Raw genomic sequence first — 18,505 nt, 5'->3', positions numbered from 1 at the left:
CCCCAACCTAGCGCCGTCAGAGCGGCGGCAGCTCACCCGAGCCCCTGGCGACCAGCTCCACCGGCACCTTCACCCGGCGGGCGTCCCGGGCGGGGTTCAGCAGCAGGTCGACGGCGCCGCGGGCCAGGCGGGCCACGTCGTAGCGCACGACGGTGACGCCCGGGTTGAACACCCCGGCCAGGGCGAAGTCGTCGAACCCCACGTACGCGGGCCGCTCCGGCCGCTCACGCAGGGCGTGCAGGATGCCGATCGCGGCCCGGTTGTTGGTGGCGAAGAACGCGGTCGGCGGGACCGGCAGCTCCAGCAGGCGCTCCACCTCGCGCGAGACCAGCTCGGGATCGTAGACCCCGCGGACCACCAGCGACTCCTCCACCCCCACGCCCGCCGCGCGCAGGGCCGCCCGGTAGCCGGAGGCGCGCTCGTGGACCGAGCTGAGGCCCTCGTCGTCGGAGATCAGGGCGATGCGGCGGTGGCCGTGCGCGAGCAGGTGCTCGGTGGCCAGGGCGCCGCCCTTGGCGTCGTCGAGCAGCACCACGTCCGCCTCGGCTAGGCCCCGCGGCACGCGGTCCACGAACACGGTCGTCAGGCCGACGTGCTCGGCCAGCCAGCCGTGATCGCCCGCCGACGGGACGATGATCAGCGAGTCGACGCCGCGCGCGTACATGGACTCCACCAGCATCCGCATCCGGTCGGGGCGCTCCTCGTACGAGCCGAACACGACCAGGGCCTCGTGCTCGGCCGCGGCGGACTCCACGGCCTTGGCCAGGCGGGAGTAGAACTCGTTGGAGATGTTCTCCATGACCAGGCCGAGGGTCAGCATGGTGGCGCGGCGGGCCAGGCGGCTGGCGGCCTCGTTGCGGCGGAAGCCGAGCGCGTTGATCGCGGCCAGCACGCGCTGCTGGAGCGGCGCGCTCACGTGCGGCTCCTGGTTGACCACCCGGGAGACGGTCTTCAAGCTCACGCCCGCGTGCCGCGCCACGTCAGCCATGGTCGGCTTAGGTGTGTTCAAGCCACCCTCCCTGGTTGTCATAATCTGCCCCCATGGATGCTGACATGGATGATGACTGGATCTGCGGCCGCATGGGTGAGGACGAGCCGTGGATGCTCGGCGCGGTCAACCCGCCGGTGTTCGAGAACTCGCTGTTCACCTTCGCCACGGCCGGCGAACTGGGCGAGGCCGTCAGGAACGAGGACGAGCGCTACGTCTACTGGCGCGGCACCAACCCGACCGTCGACCTGGCTCAGCGCAAGCTGGCGGCGCTGGAGCGCGGGCAGCGGGCCAAGTGCTTCGGCTCGGGGATGGGCGCGATCGCCGCGACGATCTCCTCGCTGGTGAAGGCGGGCGACCACGTGCTGGTGCTCGGCGCGGTCTACGGGCCCACCACACAGTTCTTGCGTTACTTGGAGAAGTACGGCGTCACGCATACGCACGTCGACGATCTCCAAGGCTGTGACAGCGCTATCACGGCGAGCACCCGCCTACTCTACTTCGAGTCCCCGTCCTACATGGCCTACGCGGTCGTGGACATCGCGCGGGTGGCCGGCTGGGCGAGGGAGCACGGCCTGGTCAGCGTGATGGACAACACCTGGTCGACGCCGATCTTCCAGAAGCCGCTCACGCTCGGCGTGGACCTGGTCGTGCACTCGCTGTCGAAGTACATCGGCGGCCACAGCGACCTGGTCGGCGGCGTGGTGGTCGGCTCGACGGAGCTGATCAGGCCGCTGGCGCTGACCGAGTACCAGCTCTACGGGGCGGCCATGTCGCCGCACGACGGGGCCAAGGTGATCAAAGGGCTGCGGACGCTGCCGGTCAGGATGGCGGCCCACCAGGAGCGGGGGACGGCGGTGGCCGCCTTCCTGGCCGACCACCCGGCGGTGCGGGCGGTGAACTATCCCGGCCTGCCCTCACATCCCGGGCACGCGCAGGCGCTTCGCCAGATGTCCGGCTTCAGCAGCCTGTTCAGCCTGGAACTGGACACCGAATCCCGCGATCAGGTCGCCACCTTCCTCGATTTGCTACGACATTTCCGGATCGGGGTGTCGTGGGGTGGGTTCGAGAGCCTGGTCAACGCGCCCGCGCTCTCGACAGAGGAGAGCGTACGGGCCACCATGGGCATCCCGGTCGGGCTGGTGCGCCTGTCGGTCGGCCTGGAGCCCGCCGACACCCTGATCAAGGACCTCGGGCTAGCGCTGGAGGGTGCGGGTCGCCTAGCGTGACTGACAGCGCTGTCTTTTCTCTCAGGAGACCGAGATGAGATCCACCCCCCTTCTGGCGGCCCTGTCCGCCGCATCGCTGCTCCTCGTGGGCTGCGGCTCCGGCTCGTCGTCCTCGGGTGAGGTGCGGCTGCGCATGATCGAGAGCCTGACCAGCCCCGAGCGGACGAAGCTCATCAAGACGCTGCTGGCCGACTTCGAGAAGGCCAACCCGACGATCAAGGTGGAGCTGATCTCGCCCCCGCTGGACAGCGCCGACCAGAAGATCACCCAGATCCTGCAGACCAAGAAGGGCCTGGACGTGCTGGAGGTGCGTGACCACACGGCCAAGTCCTTCTCCAACAACGGCTGGCTGGCCGAGCTGCCCACCACCGACTGGCCCGGCTGGGCCGACCTGACCGAGCTGGCCCAGAAGAAGGCGGTCGAGGTGGGCGGCAAGCCGTTCCTCATCCCGTACGGCTTCTACGAGCGCACGCTGTTCTACCGTACGGACTGGGGCATGGCCCAGCCGCCCACCACGTGGGAGGAGCTGTACGAGGCCGGCAAGAAGATGACCTCGGGCGACAAGTTCGGCTACTCCTTCCGCGGCGGCAAGGGCGGCGCGGACTACGTGGTCCAGATGATCAGCGCCTACAACGGCGACAAGCTGAACCCGGAGAAGTCCTTCTACCTCAAGGACAAGCGGACGATCTTCTCCACGCCCGAGGCCGCGCAGGCCATGGACCTGTTCGTGAAGATCTTCAAGGAGGCCTCGCCACCCGACTCGGTGTCGTGGGGCTACCCGGAGATGGTCCAGGGCTTCACCTCTGGCGTCACCGGCATGCTCATCCAGGACCCCGAGGTGATCAAGACGGTCGAGGAGAGCTCGGTCAAGGCCTGGTCCACCGCTCCCATCCCCAAGGGCCCGACGGGGTACGCCTTCCAGCCGGTCGGCTACGCCGGCTGGGGCGCCACCTCCTTCAGCGAGCACCCGAAGGAGGCGGTCAAGCTGGTGCAGTTCCTGTCGGAGGCCAAGCAGAGCATCGCCTTCGCCAAGGGCAACTCGCTGATCCCGATCTCCAAGCAGGCGCAGAACGACCCGCAGTTCTCGCAGGGCGCGTGGAAGGCCTACCTCCAGGCGCAGCAGGACCCCAAGCAGGTGATCACGATCAGGCCGGTCGACTACCCGGGCTGGTCGCAGTTCCTGGTCGACTCCGACCGTGACGCCCAGGCGCTGATCACCGGCAAGAAGACCACGGCCGAGGTGCTCAAGTCGTGGGACGCGTTCTGGACGGACCAGGCGAAGAAGGTCTCGTGAGACCCGCCTTCACCCTGCGCAAGGCCAGGTTCATCGCGCTGTGCCTGCTGCCCGGCGTGGTGTTCGTGGTGCTGTTCACGTACTACCCGATGATCCGCGGCATGGTGATCGCCTTCCAGCGCTACAACCTGTTCGACATCACCTCGACCCCGTTCGTCGGGCTGGAGAACTTCCGCGCGGTCCTGGCCGAGGACCGGTTCTGGACCGCGCTGCGCAACACCGGCACGTGGGTCGCGGTGTCGCTGTTCTTCCAGTTCTTCCTCGGCTTCGGGCTGGCGCTGCTGCTGCGGCGCCACTTCCGGGGCCGGGGGCTGTACCAGGCGTGGGTGTTCTTCCCGTGGGCGATGTCCGGGTTCCTGATCGGGCTGCTGTGGCGGTGGATGTTCAACGGGCAGTTCGGCGTGATCAACGACCTGCTGCTCAGGACCGGGATCATCGACCAGCGGATCGGCTTCCTGGCCACCCCCGGCTGGGCGATGACCTCGGTCATCGTGGCCAACGTCTGGTACGGCGTGACGTTCTTCGCCATCATGATCATGGCGGCGCTGCAGTCGGTGCCGAAGGAGCTGTACGAGGCGGCGGACGTCGACGGCGCCTCCAAGCTGCGCCAGTTCTGGCACGTGACGCTGCCGCACATCAGGCCCACGCTGGCGCTGATCGTGCTGCTGCGGATCATCTGGATCCTGAACTTCCCCGACCTGATCTACTCCATGACCGGCGGCGGGCCGGCCGGCAGCACCGACATCATCACCACGTTCCTCATCCAGCAGGTGATCGGCGGTGACTACGGCCGCGGCGGCGCGGTCGGGCTGCTCATCCTCGGCCTGCTGCTCGCCTTCAGCGTCTTCTACATGAACGCCACCCGATTCGAGAAGGCACGATGAGACGCGCACTCAAGGTCATCGTCCTCGGGGTCTGGCTGCTGATCACGCTGTTCCCCCTGTACTGGATCATCGTCACCTCGCTCAAGCCGAAGGCCGAGATCTTCACGCTGCCGATCAAGTATTGGCCGGGCAACGTGACGTTCGAGCACTACGCCGACCTGTTCTCCTTCGCCGACTTCGGCGCGTACCTGCTCAACAGCCTGCTCGTCTCGCTGGTCGCGGCGGCGGGGGTGACGGTGATCGGCGTGCTCGGCGGCTACACGCTGGCCCGCTTCTCCTTCCCCGGGCGGGGCGCGCTCATGCTGGCCTTCCTGGTCACGCAGATGCTGCCGCTGTTCATCGCGCTCGGGCCGCTCTATCTGCTGATGTCCGACCTCGACCTGCTCAACCGGCTGGCCGGGCTCATGCTCGTGTACGTGGCGATGCTCGTGCCGTTCTCCACGATCATCATGCGCGGCTTCTACGAGCGGGTGCCCGTCGCGCTGGAGGAGGCCGCGCAGGTGGACGGCGCCTCGCGGATCGTGGCCATGGTGCGCGTGGTGATCCCGGTCATGCTGCCGGGCATCGCGGCGACGTTCATCTTCGCGTTCGTGCAGTGCTGGAACGAGCTGTTCCTGGCGATCACGTTCATCGACAGCGAGGACGCCAAGACGATCCCGGTCGCGATGAACTCCTTCATCACCCAGTACGACATCGACTGGGGCTCCATGGCGGCGGCCACGGTGGTGTCGGTGCTGCCGACGCTCGTGCTGTTCGCCGCCATCCGCCGCTACATCGTCGAGGGGCTGACGGCCGGGGCGGTGAAGGGGTGACCGTTCGTCGTACGGATGGGACCTTTCACCGCAACCCCTCCCCAACCCGGCGCTGAGCTGCGGCGGCTCGCCGAACACGCCTCCTGAGGTACTCCACGGCGGATAGGTTGCGCTCTTACCTTGTGCGTGATCCGCATCACAGTGGAGGTCTGGTGACTACTAGAGAACATGACGCATCCGTCTATGAGGAAGTTCAACAGAGCAGTGAATTCCAGGAGCTGAAGAACCGCTTCAGGCGGTGGACGTTCCCCATGACCGCGGCGTTCCTCGTCTGGTACCTCCTGTACGTGGTGCTGTCCGGGTGGGCCCGTGACTTCATGGGCATCAAGCTGCTCGGCAACATCAACGTGGCGCTGGTCTTCGGCCTGCTGCAGTTCGTGTCCACGTTCTGGATCGCCTGGGCCTACTCCCGGCACGCCGAGAAGAAGCTCGACCCGATCGCCGACAAGCTCCGTCACGAGGTCGAGGAGAAGACCCAGTGAAGTCAGAGACCCTGGCCACGATCCTCTTCCTGGCCTTCGTCGCCCTTACGCTGGTCATCACGTTCTACGCCAGCCGGCAGACCAAGACGGCGGCCGACTACTACGCGGGCGGGCGCTCCTTCAGCGGCGTGCAGAACGGGCTGGCGATCGGCGGCGACTACATGTCGGCGGCCTCGTTCCTCGGCATCGCCGGCATCATCGCCCTGTCCGGGTACGACGGGTTCCTGTACTCCATCGGCTTCCTCGTGGCATGGCTGGTGGCGCTGCTGCTGGTCGCCGAGCTGATGCGGAACTCGGGCAAGTTCACGATGGCCGACGTGCTGGCCTTCCGGATGAGCCCGCGCCCGGTCAGGACCGCCGCGGGCGTGTCCACGATCACCGTCAGCATCTTCTACCTGCTGGCCCAGATGGTCGGCGCGGGCGCGCTGGTCGGCCTGCTGCTCGGCATCACCAGCCCGGCCGGCAAGGCGTGGACGATCGTCGGCGTGGGCGCCCTCATGATCGTGTACGTGGTGTTCGGCGGCATGAAGGGCACCACCTGGGTGCAGATCGTCAAGGCCGTGCTGCTGATGACCGGCGCCGCCCTGATCACCCTGCTCGTGCTCGGCCACTACGGCTTCAACCTGTCGTCCCTGCTGGGCGACGCGGCGGCGCAGAGCGGCAAGAACGGCCAGTTCCTCATCCCCGGCCTCAAGTACGGCACCGAGGCGCAGGGCCTCGCCGGCAAGATCGACCTGATCAGCCTCGGCCTCGCCCTGGTGCTCGGCACGGCCGGACTGCCGCACATCCTCATCCGCTTCTACACCGTCCCGACCGCCAAGGACGCCCGCAAGTCCGTCCTGTGGGGCATCGGCATCATCGGCACGTTCTACCTGCTCACCCTGGTCCTCGGCTTCGGCGCCGCGGCCCTGGTCGGCGGGAAGGCGATCGCCGCGTCGGACAAGGCCGGCAACACGGCCGCGCCGCTCCTGGCCAAGGCGATCGGCGAGACGTTCCTCGGCACGACGGGCGGCACGATCCTGCTGGCGCTGATCGGAGCGGTGGCCTTCGCCACGATCCTGGCCGTGGTGGCCGGGCTCACGCTGGCCTCCTCCTCCAGTTTCTCCCACGACCTGTACGCGCACGTGTTCAAGCGCGGCAAGGCCACCGAGCGCGAGGAGGTGCTGGTGGCCCGCGTCTCGGCGTTCGTCATCGGCGCGGTCGCGATCGGGCTCGGCATCCTGGCGCAGGGGCAGAACGTCGCCTTCCTGGTGGCCCTGGCCTTCGCGGTGGCCGCCTCGGGCAACCTGCCGGCGATCCTCTACAGCCTGTTCTGGAAGAGGTTCAACACGGCCGGGGCGACCAGCGCCATCTACGGCGGCCTGATCTCCGCCCTGGTGCTGGTCATCTTCTCGCCGGTGGTGTCCGGCTCGGAGACGGCGCTGTTCAAGACGGCCGCCTTCGACTGGTTCCCGCTCAGCAACCCGGGCATCATCTCGATCCCGCTGGGCTTCATCTTCGGCTGGCTCGGCACGATCATGAGCAAGGAGTACAACGCCGCCAAGTACGCCGAGATCGAGGTCCGCTCGCTCACCGGCGTCGGCGCCGAGAAGGCCGTCGACCACTGACCTTCACAGGTCCCCTCCAGAAGGGGCCCGGCACTACAGGGCCGGGCCCCTTCGCCTGCCACCGGCCAGGTACAGCAGCGCGCCGACGGCCAGCGAGGCCAGCGCGATGCCGCCCACCAGCCAGAACCACGTCCCGTAGGCCACCTTCGCGCCGAGCAGGCTGACCGACCCGGCGTCGTTGGAGATCAGCGGCGTCCACGACCCCGACAACGTGGCGACCACCCCCACCAGCGAGGCCAGCGCGCCGACGATCGAGGCCACCCAGAAGACGACCGGCGAGGCCAGCCGCCGCGCCTCGAACTGGGCCCGGTAGCGCCGCAGGATGATCAGCACGTCCACGAACAGCACCACGATCGACAGGCACCAGATGACCGTCACCGCGGCCTGCAGCACGTTGTAGACCTCGGTCTGGGCGTCGGCGGGCGTCGCCGAGGCGAACGGCACCACGACGAACGCCGCCACGGTGAACAACGCCGCCAGCACCGTCTGGATCCAGACCGCCACGTCCGGCACCTTGGCGGCGTTGACGTGCGAGACGGCCTTCGGCAGCCGCTGGTCGAGCCCGGAGACGAAGATCAGCCGGGCGAAGGAGTAGTTGTAGACGACGGTGATGATGAAGAACATCGCCGCCAGCACCAGCGCCACCAGCCTGCCCGCCCACTCGCCCAGCCCCGCCCCGACCGCCGCCGCCACCGCCGTGATCTGCGACGCCTTGTCCGCCGGGACGGTGACCATCACGCCCCACGTGGCCACCAGGTAGGCGATCATCACCGCGAGCGAGCCCCACAGCAGGTAGCGGGTGACCGCGCGCTCCTGCCGGATCTCCACGCCCATGTTCAGCGGCACCTCGACGCCCAGCAGCGCCAGCACGGCCAGGCCGAAGAAGCTCCAGTTGGCGAAGTTGAGGCCGTGCTCGGCCGACGGGCTCCAGGCCGCGAAGTCCCACGGGTTCGTCGCCGCCGCGTGGCCGCCGAGCAGGTGCGCGACCCCGGCCGCGAGCATGAGCAGGATCGCCAGCCCGTACGCCAGGAACACGATGTTGACCACGTTCTGGGTCAGCCGGAAGCGCAGCACGGCCAGCACGGCGGCCAGGGCGACGATCACCACGATCAGCCCGCCCTGCGCCTGCACCGGCAGCGCGCCCACGGGCGGGAAGACGTACCCCAGGAACGAGATCGTCAGCGTGCCCGTGGCGACCATCACCAGCACGCCCGGCCACCACGCGCAGAACCCGGCGAAGAACCCCCAGAACGGCCCGAAGGCCTTGCTGGTCCACAGGTAGATCGAGCCCTCGCCGGGGAACATGGCGCCGAGCTGGCCGGTCACGATCGCGCACGGGATCAGGAACAGGGCGAACGCGATGATCCACCAGCCGAACGCGGCCGGGCCCGCGCTCTGGATCACGGCCGCGTTCGTGATGAACAGGACGATCGCCACGAAAATGGCGACCATGTCGAACGTGGTGAGCACGCGTGGCAGGATCCCGCCCGCCACCCGCTCGGAAAGAAGCTCGTTCTCGGGCATGACGCGGCCTCCCGCCTGCGGACCCTCTACCCGCAAAGGTCCGCCGACGTCAGGCGGGACGTCAAGGAGCCACGGGCTCCGCGCGGAGTTTCGCCGAGTGCTTGACCAAGGCGATCAGCACCTCCCTGCTGGAGTCGCGCTTCCTGGCGTCGCACAGGATGATCGGGATCGACGGGTTGAGCTGGAGCGCCAGCCGTACCTCGGCCACCTCGAACGTCGGCGAGCCCTCGAAGCAGTTGACCGCCACCACGAACGGCGTGCCCCGCCGCTCGAAGTAGTCGACCGACGGGAAGCAGTCGGCCAGGCGCCGGGTGTCGGCCAGGATGACCGCGCCCAGCGAGCCCTCGGCCAGCTCGTCCCAGACGAACCAGAACCGCTCCTGCCCCGGCGTGCCGAACAGGTAGAGGACGTAGTCGGTGCTCAGCGTGATGCGGCCGAAGTCCATGGCCACGGTCGTGGTGCGCTTGCCCTCCACCGACGAGACGTCGTCCACGCCGATCCCGCGGTCGGTCAGCACCTCCTCCGTCCGCAGCGGCCGGGTCTCCGACACCGCGCCGACCAGCGTGGTCTTGCCCGCGCCGAAGCCGCCCGCGATCAGGATCTTGATCGCCGTCGGCAGGCGCGGCCGCTCAGAGCGATCGAAGGCCATCGAGCACCGCCCTGTACATGTTCACGTCACGCATGTCCACCTCGGATTGCGGTTCCTGGGCCGAGACGAGCTTCCGGTCGAACAGATCGCCGAGCAGAACCCGGATCGTACCCGCCGGCAGGTCCAGGTGCGCCGCGATCTCGGCGACCGACTTGGGCTCGCGGCACAACCTCAGGATGGAGAGATGCTCGGGGTCGAGCCCGGCGTCGGGGCCGGGCAGCGGGCCGACGGCCAGCGCCATGGAGATCAGGTCGAACCTGCCGTGCGCCGGCTGGGTCCGCCCCCGCGTCACCACGTAGGGGCGGATGATCTCCGGGTCGATCCAGTGCTCGTCGGTGGGCCCGTCCGTGACGCCGCCAGGGGTGTTCACCGATCACCCCTGGAGACGACCTCGGCACGGACGCCCGAGGTGAGGTACTGGCCGACCCGGGCGACGAGCATCGCCATCTCGTAGGCGACCAGGCCGATGTCGGCGTTCTGCGCGCACAGCACCGCCAGGCACGCCCGCTCCCCGGCGGCGCTGACGATGAGGAAGCGCGAGCGCCACTCCACCACCGTCTGCTTGACCGCACCGCCAGTGACGTGCTCGGACAACCCCTTGGCCAGGCTCTGCAGCCCCGAGGCCACCGCCGACAGGTGCTCGCCGTCCGTCCGCTCCAGCTCCGCCGACGAGGCCATCAGCAGCCCGTCGGACGACAGCACGATGGCGTGCTCGGCCTCCTTGACCCGTGCGGTCAGATCGTCGAGCAGCCAGTTGAGATCAGTCGTCATCACTCACCTCCTCGCCGACCAACTTGGCCGCCTCCGACCTGCCCAGCCTGTTCCCCGACTGCAGGGAGCCCATCATCGCGCGGATCTCCTCCGGCGAGCGTTCGTCATCGTCCTCCTCGGGGGTCGGTGACGTGGCGGGCGCCTCGTCACGCAGGGCGGGGGCGAGATTGGCCTGCGGCACCCGCAGAGGCAGGCCGGAAGGGGTGAACTCGGTCGCGGGCTCCACGGGTGGCTCCTGCGCCTCGTCCGTCCTGGTGGTCGTGCCGGTGGCCCTGCCGGTGGCCTGGTCGGCGGCCGTCTCCGTGGTGATCGCGACGGGTTCGGCGGCCCTGCGCGGCTGCAGCTTGCGGACGTTCTCCGTCGCGTGCGCCGTCTTGTGCCGCTGCCTCTGCGCGGTCGCCGTCGCCGTCGCCGTCCTGCGGGGCAGCGCCCGCGGCTCGTCCGACGGGTCGGGCCGCTCGTCGAGCTGGACGAGCTCCTGGGGGATCAGCACCACGACCGTGGTGCCCCCGTACGGGGAGTGCTTGAGCACCACCTGGATCCCGTGGCGCTCGGCCAGGCGGCTGACCACGTACAGGCCCAGCCGGGCGGTGCCGGTGATGCGGAACTCCGGCGGGTCGGCGATCCGCTCGTTGGCCGCCCGCAGGTCCTCGGGCTTCATGCCGAGGCCGCGGTCCTCGATCTCGACCACGTACCCGTTGGCCACGAGCTGCCCGCCGACCTCGACGTTCGTGTACGGCGGCGAGAAGGAGACCGCGTTCTCGATCAGCTCGGCCAGCAGGTGGATGACGTCGCCGACGCCGCGGCCGAGCAGCACGACGTCGCCCATCGGCAGCAGCGTCACCCGGGTGTAGTCCTCCACCTCGGCCAGGGCCCCGCGCACCACGTCGACCATCGGCACCGAGCGCTTCCACGTACGGGCGGGGGACGAGCCGGACAGCACGATCAGGTTCTCGGCGTTGCGCCGCATGCGGATGGCCAGGTGGTCCAGCCGGAAGAGCTCCTTCAGCTCCTCGGGGTCGGTCTCCCGCCGCTCCATCACGTCCAGCACGGTGAGCTGCCGGTGCACCAGGCCCTGCGTCCTGCGGGCCAGGCTGAGCAGGATGTCGCGGATGCTGCGGCGCAGCTCGGCCTGCTCGGCGGCGACGCTGATCGCGGTGCGCTGCACGGTGTTGAACGCCTGGCCGACCTGCCCGATCTCGTCGTCGCCGAACTCCAGCGACGGCGCCTCGCGGGCCACGTCCACGTCCTCGCCGCGGCCGATGCGCTCCACGATGCCGGGCAGGCGGTCGTCGGACAGCTCGTGCGCCGCGTCACGCAGCTTCTGCAGCTGGGCCAGCAGGGAGCGGGCGGTGGTGATGGACAGCACGATCGAGGCGATGACCGCGAGCAGGCCGAGGCCACCGGCCAGGACCAGCCGGACGACGACGCCGACGGCGACCGGCATCGCCCGGTCCACCACGCGGTCGCCGCCGCCGAGGATCATGGTGTTGAAGTCGGTCAGGGCGCGCTCGGTCGCCGACCTCCACTGCGCCGCGGTGAACGGGACGCTCTCCAGGCCGACGTCCTGCTGCATGACCAGGTTCTCCAGGTCGCGCAGGCGGTTGAACGAGGCTCCGGATGCGACCTTGTCGTACTCGTCCTTCTCGGACCGGGGCAGGTCGGCGGCGGCCTGGTGGGCCAGGATCCGCCAGGCGCCCACGGTCTGGCTGAACTGCGCGCGCTCGGCGGCGGTCAGGCGGCCCTCGGCCAGGGCGCCCGCCAGCAGGGCGTCCTCCTGGGCGATGACCTCGCGGGCGCGGCTCAGGGCGAGCAGCGTGCGGATGTCCTTGGCCACGACCTTGTCGTCGAGGGTCGCCATCGAGCCGTAGAGGCGGTAGATGGAGTCGACGATCTCGGCGTAGGCGTTGGTGGCCTCGACCCTGTTCATCCGGCCGGAGTCGACGGCCTGGCGGGTCGCGCCCAGCGAGTCCAGGCGACTGAACACGTCGGCGAGCCGGCTGTCGCCCTCGTCGTCCATCGCCAGGTCCACCACACCGGCGCGCGCCGACTCCAGGAACGTGGCGAGCTTCTTGTCGGCTTGGCCCCGTTGGGTCTCCAGCTCCTTGCGGGAGCGGGCGGACCCGTCGCTCAGCCGTATGATCGACAGGCGACGCTCGCGCTGCAGGTCGACGAGGAGCGGCTCGCTCGGACTGATCACGTTGTTGTCAAGCTGGGAGACCCAGAGGAGGTTGACACCCTCACGAAGGGTCACCCACGCCGCGAAGGCCCACAACGCCGCCAGGGAGAGGAGCAGAGCCATGATCTTGGTCCGCAGCCGTGAATTGCGGAAGCGCATCGTTCCTACCCTGTGAAAGTCATTGGAATGGCGGACCACCAGGACTAACAGTGGCATACCGGCGCTGATGACCTGGGAACCTTAGCAAAAATGCGATCATGTATCAACCGAGAGTATTCATTTGCGGTGAAATATCCGATTTGATGACTCGGTTAGTCAAGTGTGTTCTCAATACGGTTATCCTGACCGGTCAGTGAGCCAGAGATGCCCTCATATTTCGACATTCGGAACGAACTCGCCGACAAGCTGCTCAAGGGATCCCACCAACTCGCGGGCGTCCCGGAGGAGGACAGAGGCGCCGTCCTGCGGGCCGCGCTCGACGTCGTCCCGCTGGCCACCGATCTGCTGCGCCCCTTCCCCGCCCTGTACGCCGACGGACAGAGCTCCGCCAGCAGGGTCGCCTTCAGCTGCCTGTCAGCCGCGGCCACGTTCCCCTTCGCCCCGCGAGAGCAGATCGCCGACCTCGGGGTGCTGACCGTGATCCTCTTCGGCGTGGACGACATCGCCGACGGCGTCGCGGGGGAGTGGTCCGACGATGATCTCACCGCCTTCCTGGAGCGGCTCGGTACGGGGCTCACCGGGGAGCCGGCCGGGCAGGCCGATCCGGACGACGGGACTCTGGGGGAGGTGCTGGGTGCCTGGCAGGCGTGGTGCGGGCGCTTCCACGGTTACGCGGGCGCGCGGGTCCACGCTGCCAACCTGCGGGAGCGGCTGGCGATCGCCGGGGCGGCCATGGCCCGCGAACGCGCCTGGGCGTCAGGGGCCGAGCCGTGGCCCTCGTACGACGACTACCTGGCCAACGGCCTGCTCACGATCCTGTTCCCCACCTGGTGGGCCGCCGCGCTGGCCGTCTGCGGCCCCGGCTCCGCCGCCGCCGCGCACTGGGCGGCGATCGAGGAGGCCGTCTTTTTCGGAGCGGCGTGCGTGCGGCTGGCCAACGACATCAGGACGTTCGAGCGGGAGAAGACCGAGGGCAAGCCCAACTCCGTCAGCATTCTGCAGAGCACCGGCCTGAGCGCCGACCAGGCCGTCCTGCGGATCTCCTCGCACATCGACCAGCTCGACGTCGCCCATCGGGCCGCGCTCGCCGGCGTGCCGGCCGAGCTGGCCGCCATCGCCGACGGGCAGCGCAGGAGCGTGTCCTTCAACGGCCGCTGGTACATGGCCAAGGACACGCACGCCTACACCGTCCAGGAACTGGCGGAGGACCTCGGCGCGCACGAGGACTAGCGCCTCCCGGTCAGCGGTCCCCTCCGGCCAGGTGCGCGGCGGCGATCACGGCGGCGCGTATCACCGCGATCGGCGCGTACAGATCCTTGTCATGCCAGAGCGGTGGGTGCTCGCCGTCCGCCACCGACAGGTACACCAGCCCGAGATCCGCAGCGCGCTCACACCGCGGGTCCGTGCGCCACGAGGTCAGCAGCAGGACCTGCATCGCGTACGCGGTCTCCTCCGCGGTGCCGGACCAGCGGCCCCAGGACCCGTCCGGACGCTGGGTAGCCAGCACCCACTCGACGGCCGCGCGCACGGCCCCGGCCGACGCGTCGCCGCCATGCTCGCCGAGCGCCAGCGCGCAGCTCACCGTCGCGTAGTACGGCGAGGCGTGCCACCTGTCGGCCCAGCTCCCGTCCTGCCCCTGCCGGTCGCGGATCCACTCCGCCACGTCGGCGATGGTCTCGCCGTAGCGGGCCGCGGCCTCCGGGCGGCGGGCCACGTACTGGCCGAACGCGTCCAGCACGTGCGCGTTCACGCTGACGGACGCGCCCTGCTCGCCCGGCCAGGTGGAGAAGTGCGTGCCTGCGTGGAAGGCCCACAGGCTGTCCGGCTCGTACGGCATGCCGAGCAGGGCCAGCGTGTACAGCGCCACGGCCGTCGTGTCGGCGTCGGCCGGGAGCCCCGAGCCCGCGGGCGTCCCGGCCGGGCCGATCGCCGCCCTCAGGTCGGCCACCATCTCCGGCGGCGCGTCCACCTTCACCCCCGCCCTGAGCAGCCAGCTCAGCACCCAGCCGCGCTCGAACACCGTGATCGGCACCCCGACCGGCACAGGACCGCCATGGCGGCGCGCCACCGCCTCCAGGTGGCCACGGGCCGGGTGCCACGCCTCGTGTGCGCCCCGCTCGCCCAGCCACGCGGCCGTCGCGGCCGGTGAGGCGCCGACGGTGCCGATGGCGGTGGGACGGACGGCGGAGGCGCCGCTGGCCGCCGTGCCGCAGATCTCCAGCGCGTGCAGGAGCTTCTCGGGGATCTCGGCGCCCGAGCCGATCCAGGACCGGACGAGGGCGAGCATGTCGTAGCTCATCCCGTCGGGGAGGGGGAGCGGGGGGTGATGGCCGTCGAGGTGGCGGTTGATGAGGCAGATGAGGGACGGAACGATGTGCTCGATCGCCGGCGTGTCGGGAAGCGCGGCCGAAGCGGTCGGGTGCTCGCCTGGGGGGTTGTTCAGCCAGGTGATCAGTGTGCGGAGGCCGCGTTTGACCGCCTGGACGAGAAGCCGGTGGTCGATGCCCGGGTCGTCGCGCCGCAGCGCCGCCAGGAACGCCTCCGTGGCGCTCAGTGTCGGCACCAGCCCGTACCCGTCCGGTGCCCCCCACGCCCCGTCCGGCCCCTGGGAGTCGACCAGGTACGCGATCCGCTCGTGATGACCGGTCAGCCAGGGCGCGAGCGTCACCAGCCGGCCGGTCTCGTACACCGACGGTGACACCTGGCCCCAGGGGCGGAACATGAGGTCGGCCAGCAGGGCGTCCGCGGCCATGGCGGAGGCCGCCGCCCCAGGGGCGGCGACATGCCCGACGTTCATGCCGTGCCGGTCCGGCCTGCGGGCAGCAGCTTCAGCATGAGCGTCTCCTTCGGCCGTACCGAGGCGCCCGGTACGAGGGTGAGGCGTTGCGGGTTCGCCAGGACGATCCGGTACCTGCTCAGCAGGTTGGCGATCACGAGCGGAGCCTTCAGGAAGAACAGGTGCTGGCCCAGGCACACGTGAGGGCCCGCGCCGAAGGGGATGGAGGCGTAGCGGTGGCGGCGCTCGTTCCCGCCGGGCGTCCAGCGCTCGGGGTCGAACTCCAGCGGACGCTCCCAGAACTCCGCCAGCCGATGCGTCGTGAACGGGCTGACCAGCACCTGCGAGCCCGCCTTGACCGCGACCCCGCCGATCTCGGTGCCGGCCACCGCCTGCCGCGGGATGATCCAGCCGGGCGGGTAGAGGCGTACCAGCTCCTGCAGCACCATGCGCAGGTACGTGAGCCGCGCGACGTGCTCGGGCAGGACCGGTCCCTCGCCCACGACCTGGTCGATCTCCTCCTGCAGCGTGGCGCGCACCTCGGGGTGGTCGTGCAGCAGCGGCCACAGCCAGGTCAGCGACACCGCAGTCGTCTCGGCCGCGGCGGCGTAGATGCTGACCAGGTCATCGCGGACCTGCCGGAGGTCGGCCCCGCCCTCCTGCCGCATCCTGGCCCGCAGGATCGCCGAGATCACCTCGTTGCCGCCGGTGTCCTCCTTGCGCGCCCATTCGATGAGGGAGTAGACGATCTCGTCGATCTTCTTGGCGGCCGCCAGGAACGCCCGGTCGCCGGGCACCTTGACCGAGTACGGCACGAACGGGAACAGCAGCCGGAAACTGATCGTCGTCGCGCACGTGCTGAGCTCGGGCAGCAGCCGCTCGGCGACGTCACCCGGGATCCTGCCGCCGAACAGCACCTTGACGATGGTCTCGTTGACGATCGTGGTCATCTCGTGGTGGCCGTCCACGGGCCGCCCCGATCGCGCGTGGCCGTCGAGCTCGGCGACGCGCGCGGCGACGATCTGCGCCATGTCGTCGGCCAGCGAGGCCGTGTACCTGGAGGTGAACAGCGGCTGGAGGATCTTCCGACTGGAGCTCCAGCCCTCGCCGTCGCCGAGGATGCTGCGGCCGGTCACCCGTCGGATCGGCCGCCAGAACATGCCTTCCCGGACGAAGTTGGCGGAGTCCGTCTTGAGCACCTGCTGGACGTGGTCGGGATGCGAGATGAGGTACGGGCGGAACGGGCCGATGTGGAGACGGACGATGCGCCCTCCGGCCTCGGTGCCCATGTTGGCCAGCTCGGTGACGGGATCCTTGAGCAGTCGTGGTACGACTCGATGGAAGGGAAGGATTCGGGGCTTGGTCACGGGAGGGTCCGTGGCAAGCGACATGGCGACGATCCCCACTTAGGCGAGATATGTGATTGACGGCTCAAGCATCATGTGCCCGATAAGTCCGCTCTACTGAGCAAGTGTCACTGTTTGCCAGAATTATCACATGATCTTCGAGGTGTGATCAAGGTGACTGATCGGTGACAGAGTGTTGCCCGGACGGTAGGTCCGGCATACCCATGAGGGGTTTGCGGTGTTTTGCGCCGTAGTGGCGTCCCGTTGTCGGGCGCGGGCTCCGTCTCTCTCGCATGACGGATATTTACTGACAAGAGTAAGTGCGTTTGTGGAGTATCACATGGTCTTGGGTATGAATTCAAGATCGCACTCGGGTAGGAGCACTCTTGAATCCTGGCCAGCCCACCACTGCCCGACCGATTGGCGACGTGATCGCCCGCTGCCGTCACCTGCTCGATCCGGCACTGCGTGAGGCCGTCTCCGGCCTGCACCCCTGGAGCGCCAGGATGGCCTCGTTCACCCTGGGCTGGTCCGACGTCGACGGCAGGCCGCACAACGGCGACGGCGGCAAGACGCTGCGGCCCGCCATCGCCATGCTCTGCGCACAGGCGGCCGGCTCCACCATGGAGGCCGCGCTGCCCGCCGCCGTGGCCGTCGAGCTGGTGCACGCGTTCTCGCTGGTGCACGACGACATCATCGACCTCGACGAACGCCGCCGGCACCGCGTCGCCCTCTGGAAGGCGTACGGCGTCGGCCCCGCCCTCCTGGCCGGCGACGCGCTGCTGGCCCTGGCCATCTCACGCCTGGCGACCGCCGGGCCCGCGATGGGATACCTGTCCACCGCCCTGGTCGAACTGGTGCAGGGGCAGGCGCAGGACATGGCGTTCGAGGACCGCCCTTGGAGCGGTCCCGGCGCGGTGTCCGTCCCCGAGTACATCACGATGGCCGCAGGCAAGACCGGCGCCCTCCTGGGGGCCGCGGCCGCTGCCGGAGTCGTCCTCGGCGGGGCTCCCGAGCTGGGGGAACGCATGTGGGAGATGGGGCGTGAGCTGGGCGTCGCGTTCCAGATCGTCGACGACCTGCTGGGCATCTGGGGTGATCCGCAGGTCACCGGCAAGCCTGTTCACGGTGATCTGCGCCGCGCCAAGAAGACCCTGCCCGTCCTGGCCGCCCTCGCCGGCGACGGGGTGGCCGCCCGCGACCTGAGGGCCCTCCTGACCTCCGGCGCGGCGGACGACCCCCTGGGGGTCATGGACGACGATGTGGACGGCTCCCCGGGGGCCGTGGACGGCGCCTCGGGCACGGACGGGTCCTCAAGGGGGCTGAACTCTTCGGGCGTGGTGAAGTTCTCAGGGGCACTGAACGGCGCCGCAGGGACACTGGACGGCGCCTCGGGAGTTGTGAGCGGTGCGTTGGGCATCGCGGGCGGCGCCTCGGGAGAGATGGACGGCGTGTCGGGGATCATGGACGGCGCGTCGCCGCCGGGGGACGGCATCTCGGGGACGGTGGATGACGCTTCGGTGCGCCTGGCCGCCCACCTCGTCGAACAGGCCGGTGGCAGGACGGTCGCGATGGAGCAGGCCCGTCACCACATGGCGCTGGCGATGGGCATCCTCGACGAGTGCCTGCCGCACGCCACCGACCTCCGCGACCTGTGCGCCCACGCCATTGACCGCACCCGCTGACACGTGAATCCACCTCAGCCAGGCAGGCGGCAGCGGACCCTGGCTGGTGATCGTCGGTCAGGGTTTCGTGGGGAGGTTTGGATCAGGAGGCCGCTGGTTCGACGGTGACCCTGTGGCCGA

The 18,505-nt window shown here is 69.4% G+C and carries 16 protein-coding genes; 8 read left to right on the top strand and 8 right to left on the bottom strand.

Features of this window, described 5'->3' with window-relative positions; translation table 11 throughout:
- Positions 1-16: 16 nt before the first annotated feature.
- Entirely contained in the window at positions 17-1,009 is a 993-nt protein-coding gene (locus KME77_RS08270) for a LacI family DNA-binding transcriptional regulator (RefSeq protein WP_219463607.1), read from the bottom strand.
- A gap of 44 nt (positions 1,010-1,053) precedes the next feature.
- Between KME77_RS08270 and KME77_RS08265 the strand changes: the two genes are divergently transcribed.
- The 6 genes from KME77_RS08265 (at position 1,054) to KME77_RS08240 (ending at position 7,296) form a co-directional block, all read left to right on the top strand.
- On the top strand, positions 1,054-2,217 hold the full coding sequence (locus KME77_RS08265; RefSeq protein ID WP_219463606.1) for a trans-sulfuration enzyme family protein: 1,164 nt from the start codon (positions 1,054-1,056) through the stop codon (positions 2,215-2,217).
- Between the two features lie 34 nt (positions 2,218-2,251).
- Complete coding sequence (locus KME77_RS08260) at positions 2,252-3,511, top strand: ABC transporter substrate-binding protein (protein ID WP_219463605.1); 1,260 nt, start codon at positions 2,252-2,254, stop codon at positions 3,509-3,511.
- Positions 3,508-4,395, top strand: a complete 888-nt coding sequence (locus KME77_RS08255) for a carbohydrate ABC transporter permease (RefSeq protein ID WP_219463604.1) — start codon at positions 3,508-3,510, stop codon at positions 4,393-4,395. Before KME77_RS08260 ends, KME77_RS08255 begins: the two co-directional genes overlap by 4 nt.
- Positions 4,392-5,207, top strand: coding sequence for a carbohydrate ABC transporter permease (locus KME77_RS08250; RefSeq protein ID WP_219463603.1), 816 nt, complete (start codon positions 4,392-4,394; stop codon positions 5,205-5,207). The genes KME77_RS08255 and KME77_RS08250 overlap by 4 nt, the downstream gene beginning before the upstream one ends.
- A 122-nt stretch (positions 5,208-5,329) precedes the next feature.
- Positions 5,330-5,689, top strand: a complete 360-nt coding sequence (locus KME77_RS08245) for a DUF485 domain-containing protein (protein ID WP_308250614.1) — start codon at positions 5,330-5,332, stop codon at positions 5,687-5,689.
- Positions 5,686-7,296, top strand: coding sequence for a monocarboxylic acid transporter (locus tag KME77_RS08240; RefSeq protein ID WP_219463599.1), 1,611 nt, complete (start codon positions 5,686-5,688; stop codon positions 7,294-7,296). The genes KME77_RS08245 and KME77_RS08240 overlap by 4 nt, the downstream gene beginning before the upstream one ends.
- 33 nt (positions 7,297-7,329) lie before the next feature.
- Here KME77_RS08240 and KME77_RS08235 read toward each other — a convergent pair whose 3' ends face one another.
- From KME77_RS08235 to KME77_RS08215, 5 genes are all read right to left on the bottom strand, one after another.
- Complete coding sequence (locus KME77_RS08235) at positions 7,330-8,820, bottom strand: APC family permease (protein WP_219463597.1); 1,491 nt, start codon at positions 8,818-8,820, stop codon at positions 7,330-7,332.
- A gap of 61 nt (positions 8,821-8,881) precedes the next feature.
- Positions 8,882-9,469, bottom strand: a complete 588-nt coding sequence (locus KME77_RS08230; RefSeq protein ID WP_219463595.1) for a GTP-binding protein — start codon at positions 9,467-9,469, stop codon at positions 8,882-8,884.
- Complete coding sequence (locus KME77_RS08225; protein ID WP_308250613.1) at positions 9,450-9,839, bottom strand: DUF742 domain-containing protein; 390 nt, start codon at positions 9,837-9,839, stop codon at positions 9,450-9,452. Before KME77_RS08225 ends, KME77_RS08230 begins: the two co-directional genes overlap by 20 nt.
- On the bottom strand, positions 9,836-10,240 hold the full coding sequence (locus KME77_RS08220) for a roadblock/LC7 domain-containing protein (protein ID WP_219463593.1): 405 nt from the start codon (positions 10,238-10,240) through the stop codon (positions 9,836-9,838). Before KME77_RS08220 ends, KME77_RS08225 begins: the two co-directional genes overlap by 4 nt.
- Positions 10,230-12,578 carry a sensor histidine kinase gene (locus KME77_RS08215; RefSeq protein WP_219463592.1) on the bottom strand — a complete coding sequence of 783 codons (2,349 nt, stop codon included), beginning with the start codon at positions 12,576-12,578 and terminating at the stop codon, positions 10,230-10,232. Before KME77_RS08215 ends, KME77_RS08220 begins: the two co-directional genes overlap by 11 nt.
- 204 nt (positions 12,579-12,782) lie before the next feature.
- Between KME77_RS08215 and KME77_RS08210 the strand changes: the two genes are divergently transcribed.
- The gene (locus KME77_RS08210; RefSeq protein WP_219463590.1) at positions 12,783-13,808 is read left to right on the top strand and encodes a terpene synthase family protein; all 1,026 of its coding nucleotides are present in this window, start codon (positions 12,783-12,785) and stop codon (positions 13,806-13,808) included.
- Positions 13,809-13,818: 10 nt separating this feature from the next.
- Here the strand turns inward: KME77_RS08210 and KME77_RS08205 are convergent, their stop codons facing one another.
- Entirely contained in the window at positions 13,819-15,375 is a 1,557-nt protein-coding gene (locus KME77_RS08205) for a prenyltransferase/squalene oxidase repeat-containing protein (protein ID WP_219463588.1), read from the bottom strand.
- The gene (locus tag KME77_RS08200) at positions 15,372-16,721 is read right to left on the bottom strand and encodes a cytochrome P450 (RefSeq protein WP_219463586.1); all 1,350 of its coding nucleotides are present in this window, start codon (positions 16,719-16,721) and stop codon (positions 15,372-15,374) included. Before KME77_RS08200 ends, KME77_RS08205 begins: the two co-directional genes overlap by 4 nt.
- A 407-nt stretch (positions 16,722-17,128) precedes the next feature.
- On the opposite strand from KME77_RS08200, the gene KME77_RS08195 reads away from it, so the two are divergent.
- Complete coding sequence (locus KME77_RS08195) at positions 17,129-18,385, top strand: polyprenyl synthetase family protein (protein ID WP_308250612.1); 1,257 nt, start codon at positions 17,129-17,131, stop codon at positions 18,383-18,385.
- Positions 18,386-18,505: the final 120 nt, after the last annotated feature.

This window comes from Nonomuraea rhizosphaerae, assembly GCF_019396405.1.
Taxonomy (GTDB): Bacteria; Actinomycetota; Actinomycetes; order Streptosporangiales; family Streptosporangiaceae; genus Nonomuraea; species Nonomuraea rhizosphaerae.
This window is presented reverse-complemented; position numbering and strand designations above follow the sequence as displayed.

What these genes read in the sequence shown, in the direction of transcription:
- KME77_RS08265 (WP_219463606.1), top strand. Translation starts at nt 1,054, where the DNA reads ATGGATGATGACTGGATCTGCGGCCGCATGGGTGAGGACGAGCCGTGG.
- KME77_RS08260 (WP_219463605.1), top strand. Translation starts at nt 2,252, where the DNA reads ATGAGATCCACCCCCCTTCTGGCGGCCCTGTCCGCCGCATCGCTGCTC.
- KME77_RS08250 (WP_219463603.1), top strand. Translation starts at nt 4,392, where the DNA reads ATGAGACGCGCACTCAAGGTCATCGTCCTCGGGGTCTGGCTGCTGATC.
- KME77_RS08235 (WP_219463597.1), bottom strand. Translation starts at nt 8,820, where the DNA reads ATGCCCGAGAACGAGCTTCTTTCCGAGCGGGTGGCGGGCGGGATCCTG.
- KME77_RS08230 (WP_219463595.1), bottom strand. Translation starts at nt 9,469, where the DNA reads ATGGCCTTCGATCGCTCTGAGCGGCCGCGCCTGCCGACGGCGATCAAG.
- KME77_RS08220 (WP_219463593.1), bottom strand. Translation starts at nt 10,240, where the DNA reads ATGACGACTGATCTCAACTGGCTGCTCGACGATCTGACCGCACGGGTC.
- KME77_RS08215 (WP_219463592.1), bottom strand. Translation starts at nt 12,578, where the DNA reads ATGCGCTTCCGCAATTCACGGCTGCGGACCAAGATCATGGCTCTGCTC.
- KME77_RS08210 (WP_219463590.1), top strand. Translation starts at nt 12,783, where the DNA reads ATGCCCTCATATTTCGACATTCGGAACGAACTCGCCGACAAGCTGCTC.
- KME77_RS08205 (WP_219463588.1), bottom strand. Translation starts at nt 15,375, where the DNA reads ATGAACGTCGGGCATGTCGCCGCCCCTGGGGCGGCGGCCTCCGCCATG.